Annotated in this window: 12 protein-coding genes; 7 read left to right on the top strand and 5 right to left on the bottom strand. The window is 40.9% G+C overall.

Going from position 1 to position 13,467, the window contains the following annotated elements:
* Window positions 1-138: 138 nt before the first annotated feature.
* Together AAEU31_RS08810 and AAEU31_RS08805 are read right to left on the bottom strand one after the other, a co-directional pair.
* The gene (locus AAEU31_RS08810; RefSeq protein WP_421967011.1) at window positions 139-2,277 is read right to left on the bottom strand and encodes a M3 family metallopeptidase; all 2,139 of its coding nucleotides are present in this window, start codon (window positions 2,275-2,277) and stop codon (window positions 139-141) included.
* A gap of 215 nt (window positions 2,278-2,492) precedes the next feature.
* Window positions 2,493-2,702, bottom strand: coding sequence for a hypothetical protein (locus AAEU31_RS08805; RefSeq protein WP_135925694.1), 210 nt, complete (start codon window positions 2,700-2,702; stop codon window positions 2,493-2,495).
* A 199-nt stretch (window positions 2,703-2,901) separates the two neighbouring features.
* On the opposite strand from AAEU31_RS08805, the gene AAEU31_RS08800 reads away from it, so the two are divergent.
* Complete coding sequence (locus AAEU31_RS08800; RefSeq protein ID WP_135925693.1) at window positions 2,902-3,774, top strand: mechanosensitive ion channel family protein; 873 nt, start codon at window positions 2,902-2,904, stop codon at window positions 3,772-3,774.
* A gap of 23 nt (window positions 3,775-3,797) precedes the next feature.
* Here the strand turns inward: AAEU31_RS08800 and AAEU31_RS08795 are convergent, their stop codons facing one another.
* Window positions 3,798-4,346: an HdeD family acid-resistance protein gene (locus tag AAEU31_RS08795; RefSeq protein WP_135925692.1), complete on the bottom strand. Its 549-nt coding sequence runs from the start codon at window positions 4,344-4,346 to the stop codon at window positions 3,798-3,800.
* Window positions 4,347-4,503: 157 nt separating this feature from the next.
* Here AAEU31_RS08795 and AAEU31_RS08790 point away from each other — a divergent pair, with 157 nt between their 5' ends.
* The 6 genes from AAEU31_RS08790 to yegD all read left to right on the top strand — a co-directional run bounded on the left by AAEU31_RS08790 (window position 4,504) and on the right by yegD (window position 12,301).
* Window positions 4,504-6,189, top strand: coding sequence for a mechanosensitive ion channel family protein (locus AAEU31_RS08790; protein WP_421967010.1), 1,686 nt, complete (start codon window positions 4,504-4,506; stop codon window positions 6,187-6,189).
* 368 nt (window positions 6,190-6,557) lie between these two features.
* Entirely contained in the window at window positions 6,558-8,819 is a 2,262-nt protein-coding gene (locus AAEU31_RS08785; protein WP_421967009.1) for a TonB-dependent receptor, read from the top strand.
* A 108-nt stretch (window positions 8,820-8,927) separates the two neighbouring features.
* Window positions 8,928-9,227, top strand: coding sequence for a hypothetical protein (locus tag AAEU31_RS08780; RefSeq protein WP_135925690.1), 300 nt, complete (start codon window positions 8,928-8,930; stop codon window positions 9,225-9,227).
* A gap of 65 nt (window positions 9,228-9,292) precedes the next feature.
* On the top strand, window positions 9,293-9,949 hold the full coding sequence (locus tag AAEU31_RS08775; RefSeq protein ID WP_135925689.1) for an HAD family hydrolase: 657 nt from the start codon (window positions 9,293-9,295) through the stop codon (window positions 9,947-9,949).
* An 83-nt stretch (window positions 9,950-10,032) separates the two neighbouring features.
* A complete protein-coding gene (locus AAEU31_RS08770) occupies window positions 10,033-10,866 on the top strand; it encodes a DNA ligase (RefSeq protein ID WP_421967030.1) in 834 nt (277 codons plus the stop codon).
* A 67-nt stretch (window positions 10,867-10,933) separates the two neighbouring features.
* Complete coding sequence (gene yegD / locus AAEU31_RS08765) at window positions 10,934-12,301, top strand: molecular chaperone (protein ID WP_421967008.1); 1,368 nt, start codon at window positions 10,934-10,936, stop codon at window positions 12,299-12,301.
* A 32-nt stretch (window positions 12,302-12,333) separates the two neighbouring features.
* On the opposite strand, the gene AAEU31_RS08760 is transcribed toward yegD, so the two are convergent.
* Both AAEU31_RS08760 and AAEU31_RS08755 read right to left on the bottom strand, forming a co-directional pair.
* On the bottom strand, window positions 12,334-12,798 hold the full coding sequence (locus tag AAEU31_RS08760; RefSeq protein ID WP_135925687.1) for a methylglyoxal synthase: 465 nt from the start codon (window positions 12,796-12,798) through the stop codon (window positions 12,334-12,336).
* Window positions 12,799-12,806: 8 nt separating this feature from the next.
* A complete protein-coding gene (locus tag AAEU31_RS08755; RefSeq protein ID WP_138558859.1) occupies window positions 12,807-13,439 on the bottom strand; it encodes a LysE family translocator in 633 nt (210 codons plus the stop codon).
* Between the last annotated feature and the right edge of the window lie 28 nt (window positions 13,440-13,467).

Below are 13,467 nucleotides of genomic sequence, written 5' to 3'. Positions count from 1 at the left end.
CGTGTTTTTCTTTGAGATTAGCAAAAACGAGTTAACTGACAATTGCTTTGAGGTGAATAGGAATAAAAGCGGGGTGAAAATTAAATTAATAACTAAAAAGTATGAGGGTTACCCCTCATACTTTAAATAACGATGTGATTATTCAACTAAACCACGACGCTTTAATAGTGCGTCTGTAGTTGGTTTTTGACCACGGAACTCAATATAGCTTTGCATTAAGTCGCGGCTGTTACCTTTAGATAAAATCTCTTTACGGAAATTGTCACCATTTTCGCGTGTTAAACCACCTTGTTCAGTCATGTGTGCAAACGCATCTGCTGCGAATACTTCAGTCCAAAGATAAGCGTAGTAACCAGCTGAGTAACCCCCAGCAAAAGTGTGGCTAAAGTAGCAAGACTTATAACGTGGTGGTACTGGGTAGTACGCGATACCGTGCTTGTCTAATGCATCATGTTCAAACTTTTGTACGTCTGTGATATCAGCATCAACACCAAATGAGTGCCATTCCATATCAAGCAGTGCCGCCGCTAAATACTCAGTAGTATCGAAGCCTTGGTTGAACTTTTGTGACTCAAGTACTTTTGCAAGTAACTCTTTTGGAATTGGCTCACCTGTTTTGTAGTGCTTGGCGTAGTTTGCAAGTACTGTCGGTTCAATATTCCAGTCTTCGTTTGCTTGTGAAGGGAATTCAACAAAGTCACGTGCAGTCGCTGTACCCGCTAAGCTTGGGTATTTAACATCAGAGAATAAACCGTGTACAGCATGACCAAATTCGTGGAACATCGTTGTTACTTCAGAGAAAGTCATGAGTGTTGGTTGACCTTCAGCTGGCTTAGGAATGTTCAGTGCGTTGTAGATCACAGGCTTGGTGCCTTTTAAACCGCTTTGGCTAACATAGGCGCTCATCCATGCACCACCTCGTTTACCTTCACGTGCATAAGGGTCCATATAGAACAGGCCGATAGCGCTACCGTCTTCATTGAATACTTCAAACACCATCACGTCTTCGTGATAAACAGGCAGATCTTTACGCTCTTTAAAGGTAATGCCATAAAGTTTATTCATCGCAAAGAATAGGCCGTCATGGATCACTGACTGCATTTCAAAGTAAGGTTTAACTAAAGCTGGGTCTAAGTCGTACTTCTGTTGACGAACTTTTTCAGCATAAAACGCCCAGTCCCATGGCTGTAGTGCAAACGTTTCACCTGATTTTTTGATTACTTGCTGGATTTGTTCTGCTTCTGCTTCTGCTTTAGCAACCGCTTTTGGCGCTAAATCATCAAGAATGCCGTAAACGTTTTCAGTTGTTTGTGCCATACGGTTAGTCATCACATATGAAGCCCAATCTTTGTAGCCAAGTAATGCTGCTTTTTCTGCACGTAACTTGGTTTCTTTAATGATAATAGGGCCATTTGTCGCTTGTGCACGCGTTGCAGATGTAGTCCAAATTTTTTCACGTAGCTTGCGGTTTTCAAGGCTTTGTAAGATAGGTTGGCGAGTCGTGTTCACTAGTGTGATCATGTAGCCTTCTTTACCTGCTTTTTTGGCTGCTGCCGCAAGGCTTGCAATTTCGCCTTCAGATAAACCTGCTAACTCGCTTTTATCTTTAACTAAAATCACATCTTCTTTAAATGATTTTAAGATGTTTTGCGAAAACTCAGTTGAAAGCTTGGCAAGCTCTGCGTTTATTTCACGCATTTTTGCTTTTTCAGCTTCAGTTAGTTTTGCACCCGCGTTAACGAATTTTTTGTAGTAGTAATCAACAAGGCGTTGATCTTCAGCATTTAGGGATGATTTGTTGTCGTAAATGCTTTGTACACGAGCAAATAAAGCTTTGTTTAAGTAAATGTCATCAGTGTGAGCTGACATAATCGGCGCCATTTTCGCGGCGATACGTTGGTACTCACTGTCAGAGATTAAACCCGATAAATTAAAAAATGCCGCAGAAGCGCGATCTAATAATTCACCCGAGTATTCCATTGCAACAAGGGTATTTTCGAATGTTGCTGGCTCTGGGTTATTTGCAATCTTTGCAATTTCAGCTTTTTGTTGTGCGATCCCTGCTTCAAACGCTGGCTCATAGTCTTTAGTCGAAAGCTTATCAAACTCTGGTGCCATGTACTGTAAAGGGCTTGGCTTAAAAAGAATGTTTTCAACATTGGCTGTTTGTGTTTCAGCGGCTGTTTCAACTTGAGTTTGAGTGTCAGCTTGTTGTGAACTACAAGCAGATAATAAAAGAACACTAGCAATGGTGGTTGCTACTAAGGTTTTACGCATGAGAGCTCCAAAAATGTGGATAAATCTTCTCTAACTTATCAAATTTATAAGTAGAAAGAAGCAAGTTTGTCGCTTTAATAGGTAAGTATGCCGCAAAAAAGAGTGATTCAGGGATAAAGTGTTTAAAAAGCCATCAAATAAAGGTGATGGCTAGCTTAAATTGAAAATGGCGCTGATTGCCAAATTAGATTTTTGTTAGAGTTAACTGGCATTGATCAGTTGTAGCCCAACACAAACTTTTTCTCTGAACCAAAGTTTTCAGGCATTGCATTACCAAATTCTTTATTGATTAGTGCAAGTGTCTGTTCTTGTTCAGCAAGTAAGTTCAAGATGCGGTTGCGATATTCTAGACTTGATTCAAATAAGTTTAAATCAACCAGTGGTTGTAAAGTGGCAAGTTTTTGTGTGAGTGTCATTTGTGACATTGTGTTCTCCTCATGCTATTCAAAGCCTGCTAAACCTACAAGCTTTACCTATGTATATAGCAGCTATGGGCTAAAAGAGTTAATAATTAGCGCATTTTGCGCATAAAGAACTTAGTATTTACCAAGTTTTACCCTATTATGCCGTGCTAAACTTAGTCAAAACTGAATCAAACTCTCTTTTTACCAGGAATGTTAATTTATGACCTTTGCTGATCTGCAATCTGCATTATCGTTTGTGTTGTTCACCTATAACGACGTGCAAATTACCGTACTTAAAGTAATTCAAGTGCCTCTGGTGCTGTTTTTAATGTGGTTTGTGGTCACATGGATAGGTCGATTAATTAAAAAAGCATTGTTGGCAAAAAACCTAGGGCCAGACACAGTTCATTTATTCACCCGTATTTACCTTGTTGTAACCATCGCGGTGCTGGTGTTTACTTCACTTGAGGTACTCAATATTCCGCTAACGGCGTTTGCATTTGTCTCTGGTGCCATTGCAATCGGTGTTGGTTTTGGTGCGCAAAACATTATCAATAACTTTATTAGTGGTTGGATATTAATGTGGGAGCGACCAATTCGTATTGGTGATTTTTTAGAAGTGGGTACAGCAAAAGGAGTGGTTGAAACTATTAATACTCGTTCAACTCGTATTCGCCGTAACGATGGTGTGCACATGCTAGTACCAAATAGCCACTTGCTAGAGAATACTGTAACAAACTGGACCTTGATTGACCGTAATGCTCGTTCATTTGTGAATGTTGGTGTTGCTTATGGTTCAGACGTGGTGTTGGTTGAAAAGCTGATGAAGCAAATTCTTGATGAGCATCCTGCCATTTTAAAAACACCGGCATCATCTGTGTTATTTGATGACTTTGCGGATAGCTCTTTAACTTTTAGCGCTATTTTTTGGGTGTGTGCCGAATCAGAAGCACCGCTTCGCCAAGTGCGTAGTGAACTGCGTTTTAGCATTTATAAAGTATTTGCTGAAAACAACATTACCATTGCTTTCCCACAGCGCGATATTCATATCGATGGTGAAATTGCCCTAACAAGGCGTAATAGTCAAAAATAAAAAAAGCGGCTTAGCCGCTTTTTTTATGCTTGTTCATTAAGTTTTTTAAGCTTGAAGGCTAGCAACACCATCATAATACCAAACACGATGGCATAGCTTGCAACTAGCCAAAGTAGGGTAATTATGCCCGCACCCGGGTTAAACATCAGGTAACCACCAAAGATAATTGAAATAATACCGCTGCCAATTAGTAGCCATTCGTTAGTTATCTCTTTACGAAGTTTGCTGGCTATTGCAATTTCAATTACCCCTATAGCAATTGCCCAAGCAGCAATAAAGTACAACATTAAAATAGCAGTCACATTCGGTGCAAACAGAGTAACGAGTGCTGCGGCAATTGATATCAAGCCACCTATTAATAGCATCCACCAAAGCGGGTTGTCTTTTTTAGATGCAATTGCAAGCCAGGTTCGAATGGAGCCATCTACAAAGAAGTAAGCGGCAAATATAAACATTAATACGGCTAAAGAGGCTTGAGGTGCAAACCAACCACATAAACCAAAGATAATGGCGATAGCCCCATGAATAAGTAAAGATGACCAATGAGGGATCAGTGAACTTGAGATCTGCATTATATTTTTCCTTTGCTAATGTTCCTTTATAACTAACATTTAGCTGACTGCTTGCATAGGTATTTAATTATTTTTTGAACAGTTATCCAAACCATGCTCTAATTTATAGGATAAAATTTGTAATCGTATTTAATGTTTTTCGAACAAGGAATGATGTGTGAAGAGTTGCGCTAACAAGTTTCCGCTATATTTAGCCAGTTTATCGGTGTGGTTATTGGCATTGTTTTTTAACCCAGTATTCGCTACAACACCTGAAGTAACCGTGAAATCGCTCATCGATAAAGATAGCAAAGAACAGCAAGAAGAAAAAAAGTCCCCCCTTCAAGTTGAAGAAGTAACAACCACTGTCGCTGACCCCAGCGTTGAACAAGATGATGATCAGCCATTTGATGCCTTTGATCGACTCACCCCACGAAGTGCCATGCAAGGTTACTTAAAAGCTGCTCGAAACCGTGACTTTGAACGTGCGAAAAATTACCTTGATTACAGAAACCTGCCGCAAGAGGTGCTAGCTGTAGGTCAATTACAACTTGCAGAAAACCTTTCAGTCGTGCTTGATCGCACGTTATGGGTAGATGTAGATAGCTTAAGTAATAAACCCAAAGGGAAGCAAAAAGAAGATGTGCCAAGCTATCGCGACTTAGTGGGAGAAATTAAAACATCTGAAGGAAAAGTGCAGGTTTTATTACAGCTTGTGCCCGATGAAAAAACAGGTAATCGGATCTGGAAAATCTCTAACGCTACCGTTAGTCAAATACCTCTTTTAACCAAGGAGTTTGGCTATAACTTGATTGGGGAATGGTTATATAAGCATTTGCCTGATTTAGAATTTTTAGGCGTAATGTTATGGCAATGGATCTATTTTGCTTTTTCATTTGTGTTGTTTTTAGTTGCAGCGATTGTCATTACTCGGCTAATTACTTTTGTGCTTGGACATAAAAAGGTAGCGGTTGAAGACGACGTCTTGAGCTTTGTTAATGGTCCTATTTGTTTATTACTTGCAGTATTACTGTCACGTTCATTAAGCGATCAGTCTAATGTCACTATTGCGGTGATGGCTCTATTTCATGGTGCAACTGTGTTACTTATTGCCTGGGGATGGGTGTGTTTGCGCGCTGTTGATTTAGCAAAGCATAGGTTAAGCCAACGCTTTATAAATCAAGATAAACCACAAGCTGTATTTTTATTGAGACCTGTTAGTAATGTTGTAAAAACGACGATCGTTATTTCGTTGCTATTTGTGTGGTTTGAGAATCTAGGCTTCAATGCAACAACCTTATTAGCAGGTTTAGGCATTGGCGGCCTTGCCATTGCTTTGGCTGCGCAAAAAACAGTCGAGAACATTATAGCGGCTATTACAATTTACATTTCGGCTCCGGTTAAAATTGGTAGTTTGTGCAAATTTGGTAATCATCTTGGTACGATTGAAGAAATAGGGCTAAGGGCTACGCGTATCCGCACCCTTGATCGCTCTGTTATATATGTTGCTAATGCTAAATTTATTGATATGCAGCTTGAGAATATTTCTGAGCGTGAGCGTATTTCTTATCGACCTAAACTGATGCTTAGCGCTAATACCCAACAGCAAAACTTACAAGCTTTTATGACAGCCCTTCGTGAGCTTTTAGAGCAGCACCAGCATATTGCATTTGAACCTTGTAGAGTGCGTTTTAAAGGGTTTACACCTTGGGCTTTACAAATTGATGTACTAAGCTACGTAGAAACGGTTGACTTTGCATTTTATATGGAAGTAATTGAAGAGTTAAACCTTGCTATTCTAGGATTATTAAATGAGCATAATTGTGAATTGGCTAATCCAGAATTCGCGCGTGTTGGTGAATAGTTACTGAAAAAGGGTTAAATGAAAGTGGCTCTCATCTGTACACAATGCCTACACATTGTCGTGATTATTTGCACAGGACATATGTCCGCTTTATTGAAAAATAATTGCATAAAATCTTCTAAATGCGGCGATGTTGCCGCTAATTGTTGTAAAAAATTTGTATATTTATAATTTTTAATGCAGTAAAAGTGTCATAAAGTGTTATAATCGTCAGCGTTCGTTCAGCCTCTTTACCTCGTTTTGCACTCTCGATTAAGAGGTCCGCGCAGCTTATTACAAGGCGCGAAAAATTGGCCGAGCCCGTCAAATGAATTGACGCAACATCATCACCGTTGAATAAGAGTGCATAAAAAAGGTTAAAACCCGACATGAAAGCAATGAAAAGATCTACGTTAGCAACACTTATCAATGCAACGTTGTTCTCTGCCGTAGCAGGTACTTCATTTTCAACTCTTGCTGCAGACGAAGCACCAGCAGCAAAAAACAACCAATTAGAAGTTATTCAAATCACTGCACGTAAACGTGTAGAGAATGCACAGGAAGTACCTGTAGCAGTATCTGCACTACAAGGTGACAGTTTAGACGCTTATAGCTCAGCTGGTATGGATATTCGTTTTATGAACGCGAAAATCCCAAGCCTATCAATCGAATCTTCGTTTGGTCGTTCTTTCCCACGCTTTTATGTTCGTGGTCTAGGTAACACTGACTTTGACCTAAATGCCTCTCAACCAGTTTCGCTAGTTGTAGACGAAGTTGTTCAAGAGAACGCAATTTTAAAAGGTTTCCCTGTATTTGACGTAGCACGTGTAGAAGTTCTACGTGGTCCACAAGGTACTTTATTCGGTCGTAATACACCGGCTGGCCTTGTTAAATTTGATACAGTAAAACCATCACAAGAATTTGATGGCTATGGCTCAGTTTCTTACGGTAGCCGTGGCGCAGTTGATTTTGAAGGTGCTGTTGGCGGTGGCTTAACAGACCGTTTATCAACACGTGTTTCTGTACTTTGGCAAGAAAAAGACGATTATATCGATAACCGTGCACCAGGTTTTGAGCAAAATGACGTATTAGGTGGTTACACTGAGAAAGCGGCACGTGTCCAATTCTTATATGAAGGCGACGATTTCACGGGTCTTTTCAACTACCATGTACGTGATATGGATGGTACGCCAATCGCATTCCGTGGTAACGCTATCAAAGCAGGCACAAACGATTTAGCTGATAACTACGAGCACGACGTGGTTTACCACGATGCTGCTTCTCGTGCGACACAGCAAGTTGAATCTCAAGGCGCAAGCTTAAAGCTTGAGTGGGATATCAACGATTTAACTCTTACGTCAATCTCTGCATGGGAAAGTGCTGAAATCTATTCTCGCGCTGACATCGACGGTGGTTACGGTGCAAGCTACTTACCAGATATGGGCCCAGGTTTTATCCCGTTCTACTCTGAAAGTGCTGACGGTATTCCAGATCAAGACCAATACACGCAAGAACTTCGTTTATCTAGCAACTATGCTGGCGACGTTAACTTCCAAGTAGGTGTTTTCTACTTTGACGAAGCGCTAACAATCGAAAACTTCAGCTACGACACTTATGGTTCAACGCCAGGTGAGTTAAACGGCTATGTTATCCAGCAACAAGATACTAAAGCGTGGGCGGTATTCGGTTCATTAGATTACACAATCACTGACGACTTAAAAATCACTGCGGGTCTTCGTTACTCAGATGACGAAAAAGAGTTCTCTGCAAACCGTACTTTAAGCCCTGCAGGTGGCGGTGCGTTATTCCTAACAGAAAACCCAAGTGACGACCACGTTAGCTGGGATTTATCTGCTAACTACAAGATCAACGATGACGTAAACTGGTACGCGCGTGTTGCTAACAGCTTCCGTGCTCCAAGTATTCAAGGTCGTATCTTATTCGGTGACGAAGTAACTGTTGCTGAGTCTGAAACTGTGACGTCTTTCGAAACAGGTATCAAATCTGACGTACTTGACGGCCAAGGTCGTGTAAACGCAACAGTGTTCTACTACACAATGGATGACCAACAATTAACAGCTGTAGGTGGTGGTGCAAACTTCAACCGCTTAGTTAATGCTGATAAGACAACTGGTTACGGTTTCGAGTTAGACACTGAGTGGGTATTAACTGACAACCTAAACGCTACATTTAACTTAAGCTACAATAACACTGAGCTTAAAGATAAAGACTTAGCCGTTGACGTATGTGCACAGTGTACTGTTACAAACTCATTAAACAGCGCAGGTCAAGCTGTCCTTGATGGTAACAGCTTACCGCACGCACCTGAGTGGATCTCAAACTTAACTTTACGTTATAGCCGCGAAGTTGCTGACGGTGAATTCTTCACTTACGCTGATGTGTCTTACCGTAGCGAAATCAACTACTTCTTATATGAGTCAGTTGAGTTTGAAGGCAAGCCATTAACTGAAGTTGGTTTACGTGCAGGTTATGCTTGGGCAGAAGGCGACTACGAATATGAAGTGTCAGCATTCGTACGTAACATGTTCGACGAGCAGCAATCAATCGGTGCTATCGACTTTAATAACAACACAGCAATGGTGAACGAAGAGCGTTACATCGGTGCTGAGTTCAAAGTAAGCTTCTTCTAAGCTGAAATTAAAAGCCTATTAAAACCCGCTGTATAGCGGGTTTTTTCGTTTATAATCGCGTTTGTAACTGCTAAAGTGGCAGGATTAATTTAAGAGAAGAGAATTTCTATGGCTGGATTTTGGAACTACCGCGTTATTTTTTGTGAAGCAACAAAGGATGAAGCGGCACAATATCAAATTCATGAAGTTGAATATAACCTCAATGGTAAAGTAACCAATTGGTCTGAAACAGGAGCTGCTCCGTTTGGTCACACTGTTGAAGAACTAGAAGCAGATGCTGAGCGTTTAAAAACGGCTTTTTCTAAACCGATTTTAAAAGTAGTTAGAAAGCAACGAGGCTATGAGCTGGTCGATGTAGAAACAGGTGAAGAAGCGTTTGCTGAACCTCCGGCAGGCTTAACCGAGTAATTATATTGAATTATTTAAAGGTGCCATAGGCACCTTTTAGTTTTTAGATCGTAAAAGGAATGAGGATGACTTTAAAAGCGGTTTTGTTTGATATGGATGGCACTTTGGTAGATTCAGAAAGTGTGCATTTTAATATTTGGAACGACTTATTAGCGCCTTTTGGTGTGCAATATGATGAGACTACGTTTTGTCAGCGCTTTTCTGGTAGGCCAACCCTTGAAGCAGCTAAAGAGGTTGTTACCAACTATCAACTTAACATCAGTCCAGAGCAGCTAACAGATGATAAATATGCTGCATTTGGCCGTTTTGTCAGTACAAACTTACCAACTTTCATGCCGCACGCAAAAGCAGTGCTAGAGCAAGTAAAAGCCAGTGGTTTAAAAATGGCATTAGTAACAGGCAGTGCCAAAGATGAAGCCTATCCTATTTTAAAAGGCTACGGCATTTTTGATTGGTTTGATTGTGTGGTTACCAAAGATGATGTTAATAATCCTAAACCTGCTGGCGATCCATATCAACTCGCTCTTGATACGTTAAATATCACGGCCAATGAAGCCGTCGCAGTCGAGGATACGTTTACCGGTGTTACAGCCGCTAGCAACGCTGGTGTTGCTGTGTATGCAGTGCCTAATCACTTTACCCAAGAGCATGATTTTAGCAAAGCAGCTGGAGTGTTTAGTGATTTGCATGAATTTTATAATTGGCTAGAAACTAAACTATAATTAAACGGCTATTGCTAAACAGTTATTTTTAAGCAGTAATAACCAGTTAAAACTCAGAAATTTGCAAGGAAGCAATGATGGTTATGTTCACTCGTGCATTGGTATGCGCAATCTCGTTACTTTTGGCTTTCTCAGTAAAAGCTCAACAAGCTCCCTCAGTACTTTTGGCAAACGTCTATGAAGCCGAAAAGGTTAATGTATCTGACTATTTAGTTAGTGAAAAATATGATGGTGTACGTGCCATATGGACAGGTAAGCAATTAATTACCCGTAATGGTAACCCTATTAATGCTCCAACCTGGTTTATTGCGCCACTGCCTGATATATGGTTGGATGGTGAACTTTGGACCAAGCATCAAGATTTTGCCAACGTCAGTGGTATTGTGCGATCGCAGCAACCTGTTGATAGCGAATGGCAGACCGTTAGCTATCTAATTTTCGATATGCCAAATGCCGAGTTACCATTTAGTAAACGCTATGAAAACTATTCACGGCTAGTTAGACAGCTAAATAGCCCCCATATAAAAGCAGTTGAACAGAAGCACTTTGATAATAATCAACAGCTTAGTATGTTTATGGATGAGTTGATTGCACAAGGTGCCGAAGGCGTTATGCTGCACTTAGCAAAAGCGGAACACACAGCGGGGCGCAGCAATGTACTGTTAAAATTGAAGCCTTACCTGGATGCTGAGGCTGTTGTTATTGAACACATAGCAGGAAAAGGTAAATATAAAAATATGCTTGGGGCGCTAAAAGTACGCAACAATGAAGGGATTGAATTTAAAATTGGCTCTGGATTTTCTGATCTGCAAAGAAAGTCTCCTCCAGCGATTGGCAGTACGATTACTTATAAATATCATGGTTTTACAAAAAATGGCTTGCCACGCTTTGCCAGCTTTTTACACGAAAGGCCATAGCGTCATTCAAAAATGGCCGCGACTGTGTTAAATTTCGCGGCCTTTTTAATGATGTATAGGTGGTAGTATGTTTGCAGGCTTTGATTATGGTAGTTCAAATTGTGCAATCGGTGTTTTAGATAACGAGCAACAAGTGTCTTTAGTACCGCTTGAGCAAGGCAAACAGTATTTACCATCAACCCTTTATACTCATCACAGTGCGTTGGTTGTTGATTTTGTCGCAAAACACCTTGCTGGCAGCTCATTTGAGCACGATTTTAAAACTGAGCGTCAAGCGCTTTTAAATACCATTCCCCGCATTAAATCAGATTTAGATATTCAAGCTGGAGATGACACCTTATTCATTGGTCGTGAAGCTATTAGCGAGTATGTGCAATTTCCTGAGGAAGGTTATTTTGTAAAATCGCCAAAGTCGTTCTTTGGCGCAGTGGGCTTAAAGCAAGGGCAAATTAATTTCTTTGAAGACATTGCTACGGCGATGATTTTAAAAATAAAACAACGCGCTGAGCAATCACTGCAAGAGTCATTAACAGAAACGGTAATTGGGCGACCGGTAAACTTTCAATCAGTAGGTGGTGAAGAGTCTAATCAACAAGCGCTGGGTATATTAGAGCGAGCGGCAAAACGTGCTGGCTTTAAAGAGGTTTCATTTTTATATGAGCCATTAGCGGCAGGGATTGATTATGAAACCTCATTGCAGCAAGACCAAAAAGTATTGGTTGTCGATATTGGCGGGGGGACCAGCGACTGTTCATTCGTACAAATGGGACCAAGCTTCCGTCAAAAACAGTGTCGTGACAATGACTTTTTAGCTCACAGTGGTAAGCGTGTGGGAGGGAATGATTTAGATATTGCGCTGAGTTTTCATGGTTTAATGCCATTGCTTGGTTTAGGCACAGAGTTTAAATCTGGGCTGCCATTACCTAATCAACCGTTTTGGCAAGCATGTAAAATCAATGATGTGAATCTACAAAGCCAGTTTTATAGCGATGCCCATCATCGTGAATTATTGACCCAGCTGCGTGAAGTTAAAGAGCCAGCGCTATTTAAACGCTTAATTCAATTGCAGCAAAATAAGCAAGGTCACCAATTGGTGCAGCAAGGCGAAGCGGCAAAAATTGCATTGTCGTCAGCGAATGAATTTACCACAGACTTGCATTTCTTAGATTCTGAATTAACTCAGTGTTTGACCTTAAATGATTTAGCCTTAGCTGTTGATGACTCGATAAGCCAAATAGTTAGCTTAGCTAAACAAGCGATTAAAGAGGCAGGCACAACGCCAGATGTCATTTACTTAACGGGTGGTAGTGCGCAATCACCTCTGATCAAGGCCGCGTTAAAATCCCATTTAGGTGATATTACTATGCTGAACGGGGATCACTTTGGTAGTGTTACTGCAGGTTTAACTAAGTGGGCGCAAAAGCTTTATAGCTAATAGCCCCCACTTTGAGATATCGACTTTAAGAATTAAAGAGTCACTTGGCGCGTTGCGAGGTATTTTTCGTAATCTGGCAGCGTGCGGCACAGCTCTGTTTCCATCATAGGTGAGCTTAATAGCATATCGGCACTGACTTCATTACAGGCAACAGGAATATTCCAAACAGCAGCTAAACGTAATAATGCTTTCACATCAGGGTCGTGTGGCTGTGATGCAAGTGGATCCCAGAAAAATACCAACATATGCACTTCATGCTCAGCAATTTTAGCGCCGAGTTGCTGATCGCCACCCATTGGGCCACTTAATAGCTTTATCACTTCAAGCCCTGTAGTGCGCTCAATTAAATGACCCGTTGTGCCAGTACCGTAAAGGGTGTGCTTACTTAAAACATCTTGATGCTTTTCACACCAAGCTTGCAGCGCTGCTTTTTTACCATCGTGGGCAACGAGGGCTATATTTTTTTTGGCGGGGAGGGCTTGTTGTTTTTGTTCCATAAGTGCTCTTATATCAATAGGTTAATTGCTAAGGCAATAAATACTATGCCCGTGATCCGATCAATCCAAATTTGGGTTTGTGGATGCTCACGAAAATAGCTGGCTATCTTATCGCCGAAATAAATATACGTGCAGTCGATTGGAAAAGCAAAAAGCGGGTAGAGTAAACCAAAAAAAGCGAGCTGAAAGGTCGTTGAAGATAAACTTGGATCAACAAACTGTGGAATGAACGCAATAAAAAATAAGGCTACTTTGGGATTGAGGACCTCAGTCATCATCGCTTGAAACATCACATTTTGCTTTTTACTGGTGCTCACATGAGGTTTATCTTCACAGTGCGGTTCTGGCTGACTAAAGGTGTCCTTTAGTGTGATGATACCTAAATAACAAAGATAGGCGGCACCAAGGTATTGTACCGTTGTATACGCGACACTAGAGGCTTTAAGAATTGCGGTTAAGCCTACGACTGCAAAAAAGGTATGCACAACGCCACCGAGTGCAAAGCCAAAGGCACTTTGCATTCCGGCTTTACGGCCATTGGCAAAAGTTTGCGCCATTAAAAATGCATTAGAAGGGCCGGGGGCTACGGCAATTAAAAAACTGGCGCCTAAAAACGACAGTAACGATTCTGGATTGATCATTGGCACAAATTAAAAAAGCTAGGTAGCT

Source organism: Pseudoalteromonas thalassia (assembly GCF_049257215.1).
Classification (GTDB): Bacteria; Pseudomonadota; Gammaproteobacteria; order Enterobacterales; family Alteromonadaceae; genus Pseudoalteromonas; species Pseudoalteromonas lipolytica_C.
The sequence above is the reverse complement of the archived record's forward strand: the minus strand, read 5'-3'. Positions and strand labels throughout refer to the sequence as shown.

Coding starts and splice junctions, on each gene's coding strand:
- AAEU31_RS08810 (WP_421967011.1), bottom strand. CDS start 2,277: ATGCGTAAAACCTTAGTAGCAACCACCATTGCTAGTGTTCTTTTATTA.
- AAEU31_RS08805 (WP_135925694.1), bottom strand. CDS start 2,702: ATGTCACAAATGACACTCACACAAAAACTTGCCACTTTACAACCACTG.
- AAEU31_RS08800 (WP_135925693.1), top strand. CDS start 2,902: ATGACCTTTGCTGATCTGCAATCTGCATTATCGTTTGTGTTGTTCACC.
- AAEU31_RS08795 (WP_135925692.1), bottom strand. CDS start 4,346: ATGCAGATCTCAAGTTCACTGATCCCTCATTGGTCATCTTTACTTATT.
- AAEU31_RS08785 (WP_421967009.1), top strand. CDS start 6,558: ATGAAAGCAATGAAAAGATCTACGTTAGCAACACTTATCAATGCAACG.
- AAEU31_RS08780 (WP_135925690.1), top strand. CDS start 8,928: ATGGCTGGATTTTGGAACTACCGCGTTATTTTTTGTGAAGCAACAAAG.
- AAEU31_RS08775 (WP_135925689.1), top strand. CDS start 9,293: ATGACTTTAAAAGCGGTTTTGTTTGATATGGATGGCACTTTGGTAGAT.
- AAEU31_RS08770 (WP_421967030.1), top strand. CDS start 10,033: ATGTTCACTCGTGCATTGGTATGCGCAATCTCGTTACTTTTGGCTTTC.
- yegD (WP_421967008.1), top strand. CDS start 10,934: ATGTTTGCAGGCTTTGATTATGGTAGTTCAAATTGTGCAATCGGTGTT.
- AAEU31_RS08760 (WP_135925687.1), bottom strand. CDS start 12,798: ATGGAACAAAAACAACAAGCCCTCCCCGCCAAAAAAAATATAGCCCTC.
- AAEU31_RS08755 (WP_138558859.1), bottom strand. CDS start 13,439: ATGATCAATCCAGAATCGTTACTGTCGTTTTTAGGCGCCAGTTTTTTA.